Annotated in this window: 13 protein-coding genes; 4 read left to right on the forward strand and 9 right to left on the reverse strand. The window is 59.6% G+C overall.

The window, feature by feature from the left end; all coding sequences use genetic code 11:
* From CPA42_RS09210 to CPA42_RS09225, 4 genes are all read right to left on the reverse strand, one after another.
* Window positions 1-1,359 carry an ABC transporter permease gene (locus CPA42_RS09210; RefSeq protein WP_002516009.1) on the reverse strand — a complete coding sequence of 453 codons (1,359 nt, stop codon included), beginning with the start codon at window positions 1,357-1,359 and terminating at the stop codon, window positions 1-3.
* A complete protein-coding gene (locus CPA42_RS09215) occupies window positions 1,356-2,627 on the reverse strand; it encodes an ABC transporter permease (RefSeq protein WP_002516083.1) in 1,272 nt (423 codons plus the stop codon). The genes CPA42_RS09210 and CPA42_RS09215 overlap by 4 nt, the downstream gene beginning before the upstream one ends.
* Window positions 2,624-4,213, reverse strand: a complete 1,590-nt coding sequence (locus CPA42_RS09220) for an ABC transporter ATP-binding protein (RefSeq protein ID WP_002516055.1) — start codon at window positions 4,211-4,213, stop codon at window positions 2,624-2,626. Before CPA42_RS09220 ends, CPA42_RS09215 begins: the two co-directional genes overlap by 4 nt.
* Before the next feature lie 135 nt (window positions 4,214-4,348).
* The gene (locus CPA42_RS09225; protein ID WP_156197726.1) at window positions 4,349-5,419 is read right to left on the reverse strand and encodes a BMP family lipoprotein; all 1,071 of its coding nucleotides are present in this window, start codon (window positions 5,417-5,419) and stop codon (window positions 4,349-4,351) included.
* Between CPA42_RS09225 and CPA42_RS13270 the strand changes: the two genes are divergently transcribed.
* A complete protein-coding gene (locus CPA42_RS13270; protein WP_002519606.1) occupies window positions 5,328-5,549 on the forward strand; it encodes a hypothetical protein in 222 nt (73 codons plus the stop codon). The two genes, CPA42_RS09225 and CPA42_RS13270, sit on opposite strands and share 92 nt — an antisense overlap.
* Window positions 5,550-5,674: 125 nt before the next feature.
* On the opposite strand, the gene CPA42_RS09235 is transcribed toward CPA42_RS13270, so the two are convergent.
* The 4 genes from CPA42_RS09235 to CPA42_RS09250 all read right to left on the reverse strand — a co-directional run bounded on the left by CPA42_RS09235 (window position 5,675) and on the right by CPA42_RS09250 (window position 11,796).
* Window positions 5,675-6,916, reverse strand: a complete 1,242-nt coding sequence (locus tag CPA42_RS09235; RefSeq protein ID WP_002516046.1) for an aminoglycoside phosphotransferase family protein — start codon at window positions 6,914-6,916, stop codon at window positions 5,675-5,677.
* Window positions 6,913-8,319 carry a hemolysin family protein gene (locus tag CPA42_RS09240; protein ID WP_002515997.1) on the reverse strand — a complete coding sequence of 469 codons (1,407 nt, stop codon included), beginning with the start codon at window positions 8,317-8,319 and terminating at the stop codon, window positions 6,913-6,915. Before CPA42_RS09240 ends, CPA42_RS09235 begins: the two co-directional genes overlap by 4 nt.
* Before the next feature lie 127 nt (window positions 8,320-8,446).
* Window positions 8,447-9,595 (reverse strand): hypothetical protein, encoded by a 1,149-nt coding sequence (locus CPA42_RS09245; RefSeq protein WP_002519607.1) that lies wholly within the window; start codon window positions 9,593-9,595, stop codon window positions 8,447-8,449.
* A complete protein-coding gene (locus CPA42_RS09250; protein WP_002515976.1) occupies window positions 9,592-11,796 on the reverse strand; it encodes an NADP-dependent isocitrate dehydrogenase in 2,205 nt (734 codons plus the stop codon). Before CPA42_RS09250 ends, CPA42_RS09245 begins: the two co-directional genes overlap by 4 nt.
* Before the next feature lie 195 nt (window positions 11,797-11,991).
* Here CPA42_RS09250 and CPA42_RS09255 point away from each other — a divergent pair, with 195 nt between their 5' ends.
* A complete protein-coding gene (locus tag CPA42_RS09255) occupies window positions 11,992-12,843 on the forward strand; it encodes a formyltetrahydrofolate deformylase (protein ID WP_002516034.1) in 852 nt (283 codons plus the stop codon).
* On the opposite strand, the gene CPA42_RS12620 is transcribed toward CPA42_RS09255, so the two are convergent.
* Entirely contained in the window at window positions 12,830-12,991 is a 162-nt protein-coding gene (locus CPA42_RS12620; RefSeq protein WP_154708484.1) for a hypothetical protein, read from the reverse strand. The genes CPA42_RS09255 and CPA42_RS12620 overlap by 14 nt on opposite strands.
* Window positions 12,992-13,021: 30 nt before the next feature.
* Between CPA42_RS12620 and CPA42_RS09260 the strand changes: the two genes are divergently transcribed.
* Both CPA42_RS09260 and CPA42_RS09265 read left to right on the forward strand, forming a co-directional pair.
* Complete coding sequence (locus CPA42_RS09260; RefSeq protein WP_002516051.1) at window positions 13,022-14,005, forward strand: malate dehydrogenase; 984 nt, start codon at window positions 13,022-13,024, stop codon at window positions 14,003-14,005.
* Window positions 14,006-14,432: 427 nt separating this feature from the next.
* Complete coding sequence (locus CPA42_RS09265; protein WP_002516030.1) at window positions 14,433-15,776, forward strand: aldehyde dehydrogenase EutE; 1,344 nt, start codon at window positions 14,433-14,435, stop codon at window positions 15,774-15,776.
* The last annotated feature ends 93 nt before the right edge of the window (window positions 15,777-15,869 follow it).

Below are 15,869 nucleotides of genomic sequence, written 5' to 3' on the forward strand. Positions count from 1 at the left end.
TCACTCCTTGATGTAAGGGGTGCCATCGGAGGCAGGTGCCCTCACCTTGCCAACCAGACCAGCCACAGCGACGATCGTCGCAATGTATGGCAATATGAGCAGGAACTGCGAGGGCATCGGGGCGCTGATCGTCGACAGCTCGGTGGACAGCTGGGTTACGAAGCTGAAAAACAGCGCCATGACGGCGGCTAAACCTGGACGCCAACGACCCATGATGAGAGCGGCAAGAGCGATGAAGCCGTTACCCACCGTGATGTCCTTCGAAAACGACCCGACGGTACCAATCGTGAAGTAAGCGCCACCCAGGCCAGCAAAAACGCCACCGACGAGCACTGCAGACCAGCGCACTCCAGCAACCGAGATACCCACAGTGTCAGCGGCCTCGGGATGCTCGCCAACAGACCGGACCCGCAGCCCCCACTTAGTGCGCCACAGCAGGAACCACACCAGCGGAATGCAGAGGAACCCGATATATACCAGCACAGTCTGGTCGAAGAAAATTGGGCCAAAGAACGGAATCTTCGACAGCCCCGGGATCGCGACTGCTTCCATGATCGGTGCCGTGTTGTATTCCTCGGCGTTCGGAGAAAGCAACTGGGTGTAGAAGAAGCCCGTTAGACCAGATGCAAAAAGGTTGACGACCACGCCCATAACGACTTGGTCGACAAAATATTTGATGGTAAAGACAGCCAGCAACGCGGCAGTCAGCACAGACGTAACGATCCCTACAACAATGGCGGCAAAAATAGACTTCGTTATGGATCCGACGAGGGCTGCCGCAAAGGCTGCCGTGAGCATCTCGCCCTCGATAGCGACGTTGACGACGCCAGCACGCTCACACATGACGCCGCACAGCGCGCCGAGGACCAGCGGAGTGGCCACAGACAAGGTGCCCTGAAGTTGGCCTGCGACCTGGAACGGCAAGCCACGTCCAGCAGCGGCCCAGCTCAGGAACCCGACGATGATGGCGATTCCGGCAACGACACCGGCAGTAACCGTGAGAGTGTGACGGCTGCGCCCCATAAAGAAAGCCCCAGCCGCCAGTAAACACGCGATAGCGCTGACGAGCACAACTGGGAACCCAGACACACTCATAGTGCCCAATTCCTTCCCGGCGAGGGCGTCAGTAAAGGCGAAGTGTGCTTCGCCTGACGTTTTGGTCACCAGGATGAACAGCACCAACGCCATGATGCCGATGAGTACACCCGTGGATAGTCGATGCGTACGGGCCTCACGCGATTCCACCTGTTCAAACTCCAGTTCCCTATCGAGGGCCTCACTGGCTTCAGCGGGGAGCTCGATACCGATCTTGGTGATATCAGAGGTGGTGGGCCGGGGAAAACGCGATGTTGGGCTCATGCCAGGGCTCCCTTCGTGGTGGTGTCGGCTGGGACCGGCCCACGGTCACGTTTCTTAGTGCGCTTTTCTCTGCGCGTTTTGAGGAAGGGCAGGATCGTCTTGACCAGCATCGGAGCGGCCACAAACATGACGATCACCGCCTGGATGACCCGAACGAGGTCCAAGGAGGTCTGGGTCATGGCCTGCATACGCAAACCGCCCTGGTTCATAGCGCCCCAGAACAGACCAGCGAGAACGATGCCGAGCGGCTTAGAACGACCCAACAGAGCCACCGTGATGGCGTCGAAGCCGATGGTTCCGACCAGGCCGATAGACAGCTGAGTTGGAGTGGCACCAGAGATCGGACCCAAAGCCACCTCGACACCGGCCATACCGGCCAAGCCGCCGGAGATAATCATCGTCCACGCGATAATGGAGTTGGTATTCATACCAGCGGTAGCCGAGGCATTCGGATTGGATCCGACCGCACGGATCTGGAAGCCCAAAGGAGTTCGATCAAGCAACCACCAAGTGCCCACGGCAAGTAGCAGGGCCAGGAAGAATCCGAGGTGCAACTGAGATCCGGCCATCCGCGGGAACGTGGCGTTCCAGTCGACAATAGGGGCGATCGGGTCGGTACGGCCAGGCATCTGAAAGGCCTTGGTCGTCAGCAACCAAGCCAGCAGACCACCAGCAATGTAGTTAAGCATGATCGTCACGATGACCTCGTTGGCACCAGCGCGGGCCTTGAGGATGCCAGCGATGCCACCCCAGATCGCTCCGCCAATGAATCCGGCAATCACTGCAAAGAGCAGGTGAACCGGCAGCGGCAGCGAGTGGAAATTAAACCCAACCCAAGCGGCCAATGTTGCTCCGGCAATCGCCTGGCCCTGACCACCAATATTAAACAGGCCAGCCTTGAAACCCAGACCAATGGCAAGGCCGCCACAAATGAGGGGAGCCGACTGGGCCGTCGTCGCAGTAAGAGCCTGCCAGGATCCAAAAGCTCCCTGGAACAGGGCCGCGTAGGCCGAAGAAATCTGAGCCCACGAGTCACTCAAAGCGTCAGGACGAGAGAAGAGGTAGCTCCACTCCTTGTTGATCGCGGGATCGGCGGCCACCATAACGATGGCCGAGACGATGAAAGCCAGCACAAACGCTGCGACCGTCACCCACAGATCATTCCAGGGGAAGGAACGGTGCGAGGTAGCCTCAGTCTGGGAAGCGGTAGCTGCCGTCGGAGAGGTGGCCTCTTTCGACGCAGCGGGCTTCAAGGATTCAGTGCTCATTCCGAGACCTCCTTGTGTCCCTTGGCGACGCTGTCACACGCCTCGTCATAACTGAATCCGGCCATCATGAGGCCGAGAACATCGCGGGGAGTTCCCGCCGGCGCGATGCCGACGATGCGACCGCGGTACATCACCGCAATGCGGTCCGATAGCGCCTCGATTTCGTCAAGCTCAGTGGAGACGATGAGCACCGCTGTGCCGTTGTCACGCTCCTCGACTACCCGCTTGTGCAAGAACTCGATAGCACCGACGTCGACACCGCGGGTGGGCTGAGAAGCCACCAGAACACTCAACGAACGCGAAAGTTCGCGCGCCAACACGACCTTCTGCTGGTTACCACCCGACAATGAAGACACCGGCAACGAAGCCGACGGGGTACGAATGTCGAACTCCTCGACACGGTCACGTGCATTGTCAGCGATCCGCCTGAGCTGAAGGTTACCGTGCTTGGAGTACGCGCCAACCTGATTCAGCACGAGGTTCTCAGCGATGGAGAACTCGCCAACAAAACCGTCCCGCTGACGATCCTCAGGCACGAATCCGAGTCCGGCCTCAATAACCTTGGCGGGGGCCGCGCCCGTGGTGTCCTTGCCATCAATGCGGATCGTTCCCGACGTCGGCTTAATGAGTCCAAGCAGGGAGGAAGCGAGTTCCGTCTGACCATTACCCTGCACTCCGGCGACGCCGAGAATCTCACCCCCCGCAACGGACAATGACACGCCGTCGACAACGACTGAGCCGCGGTCGTCAGCCACGGTGAGGTCCTTGATGTCCAGGCGAGAACCGGTCGGCTTAGCCTCGTCCTTATCGACGACGAGCTTGACGGCCCGTCCCACCATCATCTCAGCAAGTTCAGCCTCGGACTGGTCCGCGCTGGCCTTGCCTACGATGCGGCCACGTCGGACCACAGTGATGTCGTCAGCGATGGCGCGAACCTCACGCAGCTTGTGGGTAATGAAAACGATGGCCCGGCCCTCGTCACGCAAGGTCTTCATAACAGCCATGAGCTCGTCGATTTCCTGCGGGGTAAGCACAGCAGTGGGTTCGTCAAAGATGAGGTACTGAGCGTCGTTGGCTAGGGACTTCAGGATCTCGACACGCTGCTGGACGCCAACCGGCAGGTTCTCGATGACCGAGTCTGGATTGACGTCAAAGTGGTAGCGATCAGACAATTCGCGCACCTTTGCGCGAGCCCGTCGCATCGACAGGATGCCAGCGGTCGATTCTTCCCGCCCCAACGCAATGTTCTCAGCCACCGTGAATACGTTGACGAGCATGAAGTGTTGGTGAACCATTCCAATACCGGCCGCCATGGCCTGCTTGGAATTATCGAAGTGTTGCTCCACCCCGTCGATGTAGACCTGCCCTTCATCGGAAGGCAGCAAGCCGTACAGAATGTTCATCAGGGTTGACTTGCCGGCACCGTTTTCACCGAGCAAGCAGTGGATTCGCCCGGGAACGATGTCGAGGTCAATGTGGTCGTTGGCCGTGAGGGTCCCGAATCTCTTCGTGACGCCGCGCAGGCTCAGCCCATCTTTGAGGGGTGCATTGTCACCGGGTGGGGCGACGGTGGTGTTGGTGGTCACGGGGCAGATCCTTCCACGTCTGGTCCCTGATGTCGCGTGCGCCGACGACGCGCCGACCTCCACAGGAAGTCGGCGCGTCGTCGTCTCACGTGGTTGGCCGCACAGCGGCTGAGCGAACCGAGTTCGCGCTCAGACTCACTTAGGCTGGGCCTTTGAGGTGATTGTGATCTTGCCGGAGTTGATGTCGTCCTTGATCGCCTTCAGCTCGTTCTTAACGTCAGCGGGGATCTTGGAGTCGAACTCGTGGAACGGGGACAGGCCGGTGCCACCGTCTTCCAGGGAGCCGACGTACGGCTTGTTATCGAATTTGCCGTCCTTGGCAGCCTTAACCGCATCGAAGACGGCAACATCCATGCCCTTGAACACCGAGGTGATGATATTCGAGCAGTAGGCCGGCTGGGTCTTGCAGCCATCACCGTCAACCCAGATGGCATTGGCCTTTCCGCCAGAGGACTTCACAGCTTGCAGCGCACCGTTTCCAGCATTGCCCGCCACCGGCAGAATGATATCGGCACCCTGGTTGAGCAGTGCTTGAGCAGTAGCCTTACCACCAGAGACGTTCTGGAACGGGTTGGGCTGCGGGACGAACTGACCGTCCTGCTTCTTGACATCCCAACCGATAGCCTGAACCGACTTGTGCTTCTGCTTGTTGTAGTAGTCAACGCCCTGGGAAAAACCATCCATGAAGATGGTGACGGTCGGGATCTTCATGCCGCCGAAGGTGGCAACCTTGCCGGTCTTGGTCAGTGCGGAAGCCAGGTAGCCGGCCTCAAAGGAAGACTGGGCAGTGTTGAAGATCAGCGGTTTAAGGTTCTCAGGAGGATTCGCCGGGTTGTCGTCAACGATGGCGAACTTGACGTTCGGGTTTGCTTTGGCAGCAGCGAGGGTGGGCTTCTCGAGCAGGAACCCAACGGAGACGATGATCGAGCACTTGGCGTCCACCATGGACTGCAGGTTGGTGGCGTAGTCCTTATCGTCCTTCGACTCGACCTTGGCGGTCTTCACGCCGAGATCGCTCGCAGCCTTGTTGAGACCCTGAAGAGAGGTCTCGTTGAAGGATTTGTCGTTAAAACCAGCAGAGTCGGAGACCATACAGGCCTTAAACTCACCGGAGTTGGAGTTATCCTTCCCAGCAGCAGACGTGGAGGAACCCGCCGAGGAGCCCGTGGACGCGTCCGGAGCCTGCGCGCAGGCCGACAGTGACAAGGCTGCGGCAGCGAAAACGGCGGGAATAGCGAGGTGTAACTTCTTCACGGACTGCCTCCTGGAGCAGACGATGATCCAACGGTGGAAAACCCGTGGGGCATGTGTCGCCGATCGGGCCATAAAACTGTAACCCCTTCGTGGAGAAATCGACACCTTAACGGTCAAACTGGCCCCAAGAAGCGGGAGCATATCGCCTCGACCTTGGGTGGCGCCAGCAATTCATAGGGCGAGCGGGTCCATAGAGCGAACCGGGCTTCAGGCCACCTGATTGACCAGCGCTTCAGCCGCGTCAACGATTGATAAGGTTTCGGCCTGCCAATTGTCCTCTTGACTGCGATAAGGCCCGGTAGCCAGCGAAATCGCGACCGCCGCAGAGCGCAGTCTCAACTCAATCGGATCGACCCGCGAATCAAAGACCGGAACCCACGCTGTCAAAATCTGCCGCATGCGATCGGCCTGGGGCACATTCATACGCTGCACCGTAGACAGGTGGGCAACAAGACACGCGAGATCATCGGCCCGGCGTCCTGGCCCGACGGTGTCGACATCGAGGATTCCGCACACGTGGCCATTCCACACGTGGATCTGGCCTTCGTGAAAATCTCCATGGGTGGGTTCGTTCCCTGCCGGCACATCTGACAGCCCCTCGGTAATGATCTGGGCCATCCTTTCTAACCGTTCACTCTGGTCCGGCAGGGCAGCTGCGACCATACGGCAGTAGTGAGCAACCGATTCACTCCACGGTGACCGGCGCGGAAGGTCGCACACCTGCGGAGGTAACTGGTCGAGTAAACTAACAAGGCTCTCGGCGGTGCACGGACTTCCTGGTTCAAATAGCGCCTTGCTAAGTGGGCATCCCGGCAATTCGGTAAGAAAAAGCAGGTTGTCCTCGGTGACGCCGGCCACCCTCGGGCTCGGCACTGACGCGCGGGTCAGCAAGTCGTGGCGCGCCAGCGTCGCCTGGAAGATGCCGTCACGCAACACCTTGACATAGAAGCGTCGATTGTTGACCTCAGCGCACAGCACCGCCCGACGTCGCGGCCGATATCCGATCATGTGCAGATTGATCTGCTGGGCGCTCACCCGGGCGCCAACCAAGTTAAGGTCAGAGATGATGGCTGCCATTTGTTCGGGGTACGCCGCGCGAGAAAGTCCCGGGAGATCAGGGTCGTCAGGATAACGCCAGACGGCGACCTCCCGGGATCCGTCAACATAAATGTCAGCGCGTGAATCAGTCACTGCCGGGCCACTCGCTCGAGCACTCATGCCGAAGAGTTCTTCTCGCTCCCCCGCAGGCCACTGCACCCGAGCCTGATAGGTCGCCGTCGTGGACTGACCAGGATTCGCGTCAACGTGGTCGAGGTGCCAATCGACGAGCCCTCCACCAGCGTGCCCGACAGCTGCTTTCAACAACTCGCCGGCCTCCGGGCCAGTCAGCAAGACCGCTCCGTCGGCATCTTTTCCGGGACCGCCGAGCCATGCGGGTCGCCTCCTCACGCGCTTGCCGCCTCCCGCTCAGGGCGCGGGATTGTCGACGTCCCCGCTGGCACCGTTGACGCGCCAGGCGCATCTAAGCGACGAATCCTCAGCCACGCTGCACGTAGACCATCAACCTCGGTAACCGTCAGCTCAATATTGGGATCGGGTTCAACATCCTCGTCGTTTTCATCGGGCACGTATCCAACCGGATCGAGGTGAACGTCGACCTGGGCACCCTTAGTGGGCACCTCACCGGTCTGAGCCATGAAATACCCCGCGAGAGTGTCGTAAGGCCCCTCGGGCAGTACCAGGCCAACCTTGTCGGAAAACTCTTCGAGCGTGGTTAGGCCGTCAATATCGCGCTGCCTGACGTGAGCCAGATCAGACGGTTCAACGGTGTCATACTCATCGGTAATATCGCCAACTATCTCCTCGACGAGATCCTCCAAAGTGACGATGCCAGCCGTGCCACCGTATTCGTCGAGCACAATCGCCAAATGAGCATTAGTGCGACGCATCTCGGTCAGCGCCTTAAGCGCTTTGACGGTATCGGGTAGGGAGACGACGGCACGTACCAGTTGGGATACCCGACTGGTACGAATCTGAGGGTTGAGTTCGAGCAGATCTCGAACGTGAACAAATCCAAGCACCCGATCCGCCGATCCGTCGATAACCGGATACCGAGAATGGGACCCGTCGCGAACCACCTGAGCCGCCTGGACAGCCTTCATTGATCCCTGCAGAAAGTCGACCTCGGTGCGCGGAACCATTACCTCGCGCAGGGACTTCTCTCCCACGGCGAAGACCTCGTCAAGGATGGTGCGCTCCTCGTCCCCCAACGTCGCCGAGGAGACGACCATGGAACGAATCTCCTCGTCGGTCACCTCTTCGCGAGCCGCAGTTGGATCACCGCCAAGGATCTTAACGACAAGGTCTGTCGAAACCCCCAGAAACCAAATGATGGGCCGGAACAGGGTAGCAATGCCATTTACCATCGGACCAAGCGCCACGGAGAATCCCTCTGCACGCTGCATCGCCAAACGCTTAGCTACAAGCTCACCTAACACGATCGAAAAGTAGGAAATAATGACCGTGATAGTGACGAGGGCGACCGTTGCAGCCACTGACGCCGACATTCCCCAGGACTCGAATACTGGCGCGAGCTCGCTGGCCAGCGTCGCACCACCAAAGGCCGAGGCGAGGAAGCCTGACAAGGTGACGCCGATTTGCACCGCAGAAAGGAAACGATTGGGATTTGATTGCAGCTTTTGAATGGAACGACCGCGAGATCCGCGGGTCGCCGCCAACTGCTTGATCTGGGAATCGCGGAGGCTCACCAGCGCCATCTCGGCAGCCGAAAACACCCCGCCCACGAGGATGAACAAGAGAATAAGGGCGGCGTTCTCAAAGACCTCAGCCACGGGCCTTCACCATTCCTCTCTTCACAGAGGCAATAACGAAGGTGGCGTGACTATCGCCCTCCCGGTCATCGTTGTGCATAAGACAAGAATAGGAGCTCAGCCCGGCAGAACTCCACGGCAGGACGCCTCAGGGTGAGAGGTTGTGTCCTAAGATGTCCAGGCTCCACCACGTCGATACTGCCGAGATGACGAGGACGAACACCGCTTGAAACCATCTCGGACTCCGGTCAAGCAATCTCGCCACTGGCAGAAATGCCGGAAAAGCGGGCAGCAGAAATCGGGCCTTGGAGTTGAAGTACCCCTGCATGTGACCAACGAAGATCACGGTCACAAGCACGTATCCCGTCAACCACACCTGTTCGCGTCGAACTGCCATGACGATGCCAAGGGCGAGATACATGCACCAGGTCAGGGCGACCAAGCCGGTATACCGCCAGTCGAACGGAACGTGATCCATCCGCGAATGAAGGTCTTCCCACGTGTCAAGCAGGGTCCCCATCTCGCTCCCCCACGCCTTCTGAACAAGCAGGTAACCATTCCATCTACCAGTGCGATGAGCGACGATAACAAACCAGGTCAGCAATCCCAGCGGGCTCAACGCCATCCCGACGAAACGACGCCACCGCTGCCCCGCTTCAGCCTTCGTACACAGGCTCGTCAACCACGCGATACCGAGGACGATGCACACCGGGGCGACGGATGCCCGGAACAGACCGGCGACGCCAACGAATACGCCCGCGAGGATCCACCGTCCCGACAGGATGGCAAGCAGCCCGAGCCCAACAAGGGCGATGAACCAGCCCTCGGTGTATCCCATCGATTCAACGACAGCACGAGGCGCAGCGCCCCAGCACGCCACCAACAGCACCGCTGCGGTCGGTCCTGCCACTCGGTGTCCGACCGCTGTGATGACCGCAGCGGCTGTGAGGAAACCCATCTGCGCGGCAATGAGGATCGCTAAATACGGCGACATACCGGTGACAAGGATGATCACCCTGCCAAGAGCTGGGAGCCCTGGCAAAAACGCCAGATCGGATATCCAGGGATCGGTATGGCCAAACATGGGGTTGGGCCAGTGATAACCCCCAGCCGCAATGACGGAATACCACCTTCCGTCCCATCGAGTCAGCCTCGGAACGACCGGTCCGTCCGAAGCCATCGCCGCTATGAGGGCCAGGCGTTGAGCCACCCACACGGCAAGACCGATGCCGATGGTGATGAACCACCGACGTCGGTCCACATCCTCATGACCGGCCGAAATCGGGGCTGCACTCACAGGGATTCAATGATCGCGTTAAAAGTGGTGCTGGGACGCATGGCCTCCGCGACGAGCTCCTCGTCAGGGTGGTAGTACCCGCCCATATCGACCGGGCTGCCCTGGACCCCGTTGAGCTCCTTCAGGATCTGGTCCTCACGAGCAGCCAGCTCGGTCGCGACATCGGAGAATCGGTCGGCAAGTTCAGCATCATCATGCTGAGCAGCCAGCTCGGAAGCCCAATAGCGGGCAAGCCAGTAATGAGACCCCCGGTTGTCGCTCTGTCCGAGTTTGCGGGCCGGGGAGCGGTCGTTCTCGAGGAAAGCACCGATAGCCTTGTCAAGGGTCGCCGCAAGTATTCCCGCTTTGGTGCCCTCGCTGGTCTGGTCGATGTGCTCAAGGCAAGCACCTAGAGCGCAGAACTCGCCCAGGGAATCCCACCGCAGGTAGTCCTCAGCGACGAACTGGGCGACATGCTTGGGCGCCGAGCCTCCGGCACCAGTTTCGAACAAGCCGCCACCGGCCAGCAGTGGGACGACCGAGAGCATCTTGGCACTAGTGCCAATTTCCAGAATCGGGAAGACATCAGTGAGGTAGTCGCGCAGCACGTTGCCGGTTACCGAAATAGTGTCCTCCCCGCGGCGGATCCGCGCCAGGGTGAACTTCATAGCGTCGGCAGGGGCCAGGATGCGAATATCCAACCCCTCGTGCTCCGGCAGATAGGCCTTGACCTTCTCAATGACGCGGGCGTCATGAGCACGGTTCTTATCGAGCCAAAATACCGCCGGGGTATTGGTGATGCGTGCCCGCTCAATGGCCAAGCGCACCCAATCGCGCACCGGGATGTCACGCACCCGGCTCATGCGCCACACGTCACCGGCTTCGACCTGCTGGTTCGTCAACACCTCGTCACCACAGCGCACCTCAACGCGGCCGTCATGGGGGACGATGAACGTGGTGGGGTGGGAGCCGTATTCCTCCGCCTTCTGAGCCATCAGACCGACGTTCGGGACATCACCCATGGTGGCCGGGTCGAGGGCGCCATGCTCGCGGCAGTCGTCCATAATCGCGGCGTACATGGTGGCGTAGCTGCGATCGGGGATGCAGGCTAGCGTCTCCTGACGCTTACCTTCGGCGTTCCACATACATCCGGAATCGCGGACGACAGTTGGCATGGAAGCGTCGATAATGACGAGATTTCCGGCATGCAGATTGGTAATGCCATTGTCGGAGTCGACCATGGCCAGGGCCGGGCGAGCAGCGAAGGCAGAATCGATGGCCGCCTTAATTGCAGTCGCGCGTTCTGCGGGAAGTTTTTCGAGACGGGTATAAAGATCGCCCAGTCCAAGATCGGGATTGACGCCTACCGAGTTGAGGTCGTCACCGTATTTATCGAAGACGTCGACTAGGAAAGTGCGCACTGCATGGCCAAAGAGGACCGGATCGGAGACTTTCATCATCGTCGCTTTGAGGTGAACCGACCACAGTAGATCCTCTTCGTTGGCCTGAGCTAGGGAAGAAGCGTAGAACTCGTCAAGGGCATCAACGGACATAAAGGTGGCATCAACGATCTCACCGTCGAGAGTCTTGATGCCGCTGGCCAAGGTCGTCTCGGAACCATCGGTCCCGATGAGCACAACGTCGAGATCCTGCCCCCGGGAGACGAAGGACTCCTCGTGGTCGAAGAAGTCTCCGTGATCCATATGCGCGACTCGGGCCTTGACCTGGTCAGTCCACTGACCCATCCGGTGCGGGTGAGCCTTGGCGTATGCCTTGACTGCGGTGGGAGCGCGACGATCGGAGTTCCCCTGACGCAATACGGGGTTTACCGCCGAACCGAGCACGGTGGCATAGCGAGCAGCGATTTCCCTCTCCTCATCGGTGGAAGGCTTGTCTGGGAAGTCCGGAAGCTCGTAGCCCTGGGACTGCAGCTCGGCAATAGCAGCCTTAAGCTGCGGGACCGATGCCGAGATATTGGGCAGCTTGATGATGTTGGCATCCGGGGAACCGGTGAGCTCACCCAGCTCAGCTAGGTGGTCGGCAACTTTCTGATCTTCGTTCAGACGATCCGGAAACTGGGCCAGGATGCGCCCCGCCAACGAAATATCCGAAGTCGTGATGTCAATACCCGACCCGTCGAGGAATCCCTCCACGATGGGAAGTAAGGAATATGATGCGAGGGCGGGGGCCTCGTCGATCTTGGTCCAGACGATGGTAGGCATGCACGAACTCCTGTGATCGAGGGGAACGCCGCTGTGCAACCCGTCAGGGCGTCTAGCGGCACTTCGTCTTAAGAATAGTGGAGGTGGTGGACATTTCTGACACACCGAAAAGGAACACCGTAGAACACCGAATTGCCGTCATCCAGTTCGCGAGATATCGCATCCGGTGTGACGAGGCCGACTACTGTACCGGTCATGTCGGAATCCCATGAGCTCGTTGTCACCTGGACTAGCCCGGATCGCCCCGGACTTGTCCATGCCGTTACCGGGGCGTGCGCCCAGGTGGGCGGAAACCTCACAGAGTGTCAGCAATTCACTAGCACCGACACCGGAAACTTCTTCATCCGGTTGCAGGTCGAGTCAGCGAGCAGCCGCGCCGACCTCGAGTCGGCCGTCAGCGAGCTCGCCGGAAAGTGCAACGCTACTGTCCACGTCGACGAGTTGGGGCGTCCCGTCCGTACCCTCATCTTGGCCTCCAAAGCGTCCCATTGTCTGTCTCACTTGCTGTTTAACCGGGACGCTGGTCGGCTGCCAATCGACGTTGTCCAGGTCATGGCGAATCATCCTGACCTCGCCGACTTGACTGCTTTCCATAAGGTTCCGTTCCGGTGGCAAAAAGTCGACCGCGAGTCCAAGACGTCTTTCGAGCAGGAGGTATTGCGCACCGTCGGGGACCTTGACGTCGAGCTCGTCGTATTGGCTCGCTATATGCAGATCCTTTCTCCTGAACTGTGTGAGCAACTATCAGGACGGTGCATCAACATTCATCATTCTTTCCTGCCCGGTTTCAAAGGTGCCAACCCGTACCGCCAAGCCCATTCCCGCGGGGTCAAGCTCATTGGCGCGACGGCCCACTTCGTCACTGTCGACCTCGACGAGGGCCCCATCATCGAACAGCGAGTGCAACGGGTCAACCATTCTCAGACGGTGGCTCAACTCACCGCCGTCGGCCAGGACACCGAATCTGCCACCCTTAACGAGGCCGTCCGTCTGTTCGCTGAGCACCGCACTTTCCTAGACGGAATGCGCACCGTCATCTTGCAGTAGCGGTACCTCCTGACGCCTCCACCAGGGCCGTCACCCGATCCCACATGGGGGCCACCACCTGGCCCCCATGGGCGAGGTCATTCTTGATACGAATAAGTCCCCCGGCCAACTTCGCGTCGTCACCGCGAGTAGGCTTCAAAATAGCCAAGTGTCATCGAGGACTTTCAAGGAGAGATCCATGACCCAGACCCCAGTCAAGATTGCCGTCACCGGAGCTGCTGGCCAGATTTGCTACAGCTTGTTGTTCCGCATTGCTTCCGGTTCGCTGCTCGGAGACACTCCTATCGAGCTTCGCCTTCTCGAGATCACCCCGGCCCTCAAAGCCCTTGAGGGCGTCGTCATGGAGCTTGACGACTGCGCCTTCGGCAATCTCGTGAATATCGAGATCGGTGACGATCCGAAGAAGGTCTTTGACGGAGTTAACGCCGCCTTCCTCGTCGGCGCCATGCCCCGCAAGGCGGGTATGGAGCGTTCCGATCTGCTCACCAAGAACGGGGCTATCTTCACCGCCCAAGGCAAGGCCCTCAACGACGTCGCCGCCGACGACGTCCGCGTTCTCGTCACCGGTAACCCCGCTAACACCAACGCCCTCATCGCTGCTACCAACGCGGTCGACATCCCGAACAACCACTTCGCCGCCTTGACTCGTCTAGATCACAACCGCGCCAAGACGCAGCTTGCCCGCAAGACCGGAAAGACTGTCAATGACGTCCGTCACATGACCATCTGGGGCAACCACTCCTCCACCCAGTACCCCGACGTCTTCCACGCCGAGGTCGCCGGCCAGAAGGCAACCAACCTGGTGAACGAAGCTTGGATCGAGAACGAGTTCATCCCAACCGTCGCCAAACGTGGCGCTGCCATCATCGACGCGCGCGGCGCCTCCTCGGCTGCCTCGGCCGCTAACGCCACCGTCGAGTGCATGCGCGACTGGATGGGCTCCACTCCTGAGGGAGACTGGGTGTCCATGGCGATTCCGTCTGACGGCTCTTACGGCGTGCCCGAGGGCCTCATCTCTTCCTTCCCGGTGACCATCACCAACGGCAAGGTCGAGATTGTTCAGGGTCTTGACATCGACGACTTCTCGCGCGCCAAGATCGACGCCTCTGCCAAGGAGCTGGCCGACGAACGTGACGCCGTCAAGGAACTCGGCCTCATCTGATCGACCCGACGAACGGGCCCGGAAAACGTCAAGTTTCCGGGCCCGTTCTGCGCGTCACGGCGTGAAACTTCGATGGTTTCGGCCGGTAACCGAGCGTCGAGAGAGATGCACCACACTTGTGCACGAATGTGCAGTACATCGTGGTTCCTGAGTTGTCGATAATGATGCTTACTACACTGCCATAAAGCGGTTTTAAGCCTTATCTAAAGGGTTAGCGCGCAGTGGCAAAGGCCACAATTAAGGCATCCGCAGAAATGCACATTAGTGCACACACAGGCATGCCTTAACTGCACCTCGGACCCGTTCTAGTTGTTGCTCTAGACGAGCGACTACCACCATTTCTATGGTCGATGCATCAGATGTCCTGATGTCCACCGCAAGGAGGCGGATCTCCCCCAGGACTCCACACCCGAAGGAGCCAGCAGCCATGACCACTACAGCAGTCCCTCCCACCAGCACTCAACTCTGCGGAGTGTTCGCCGACGTCAACGCCGCAGTGGCTGCCGCCCGTGAGGCCTTCCTCGCCTTCTCTGACTGTTCCTTGGCGCAGCGCCGTACCTTCATCAATGCCGTGCGCGAAGCAGCCAGTCAGCAGGAACGTCTGGAATACATGGCCACGGCTGCTGTCGAGGAGACCGGGATGGGCAATGCCCACCACAAGGTTCTCAAGAATCTCTATGCGGCAACCCGCACCCCTGGTGTCGAAGATCTCGTCATGGAGGCACGTCAAGGCGACGACGGCTTGACCACCCTCGAATACTCCCCCTACGGAGTCATTGGCGCCATTACGCCGACGACGAATCCCACTGAGACGATCATCTGCAACACCGTCGGAATGTTGGCTGCCGGTAATACCGTCGTCTTCAGCCCCCATCCGCGAGCCCGTCATCTCAGCGCATGGCTCGTTGACGTTCTCAATCGCGCGATGGTCGAGGCAGGGGCTCCCGACAACCTCATCACTGTCATCACTGAGCCGACTCCAGACACCACCAAAGCTCTCATCAACCACCCCGACATCACGATGCTTGTAGCGACCGGCGGGCCGCAAATCGTCAACATGGTGCTGTCGAGCGGCAAGAAAGCGATTGGCGCCGGATCGGGCAACCCGCCTGCCGTCGTCGACGAAACCGCTGATGTGGCCAAGGCCGCCAGCGACATCGTCCAGGGAGCCAGCTTCGATAACAACCTGCCGTGCACCGCCGAGAAGGAAGTCATCGTCGTCGCCGAAGTGCTGCCCCAGCTCATGACAGCCATGACGGCCAATGGCGCGCAGGTTGTCAGTGATCCTGAAGAGCTCGCCAAGCTGCGTTCTTTACTGCTCGACACTTCTGGTACTCGACCGAATACCGCATGGGTTGGTCAGGACGCCCAGAAGATCCTGCGAACTGCGGGGATTGAGCCTCATCAGGACACCCGCTTGGTGACAATGGTTACTGATCCGTCGGACCCGTTCGTGCAAGTCGAGATGCTCATGCCAGTGGTGCCGGTGGTCCCCGTCACCGATTACCTGACCGCCATCGACTTGGCTGTCGAGCTGGAACACGGCAACCGTCACACTGCAATCATGCACTCCAAGGATGTTTCGCGGTTGGACCTCATGGCCCGACGCATCCAGACGACGATCTTCGTCAAGAATGGGCCATCTTTCGCCGGCATTGGGATCAACGGGGAAGGGTTCGCCACTTTCACTATCGCGGGGCCAACCGGTGAGGGGCTGACCTCGGCCCGCAGCTTCGCTCGTCGGCGGCGTTGCGTCCTGGACGCACATTAAGTTCTGCGTCCTGGACGCACATTAAGTTCTGCGTCCTGGGCAAGACCCTGCGCGATGTCCCACCCACGCCACTAGTGAGGCATCGCACAGGTG

This window comes from Cutibacterium acnes (assembly GCF_003030305.1).
Classification (GTDB): domain Bacteria; phylum Actinomycetota; class Actinomycetes; order Propionibacteriales; family Propionibacteriaceae; genus Cutibacterium; species Cutibacterium acnes.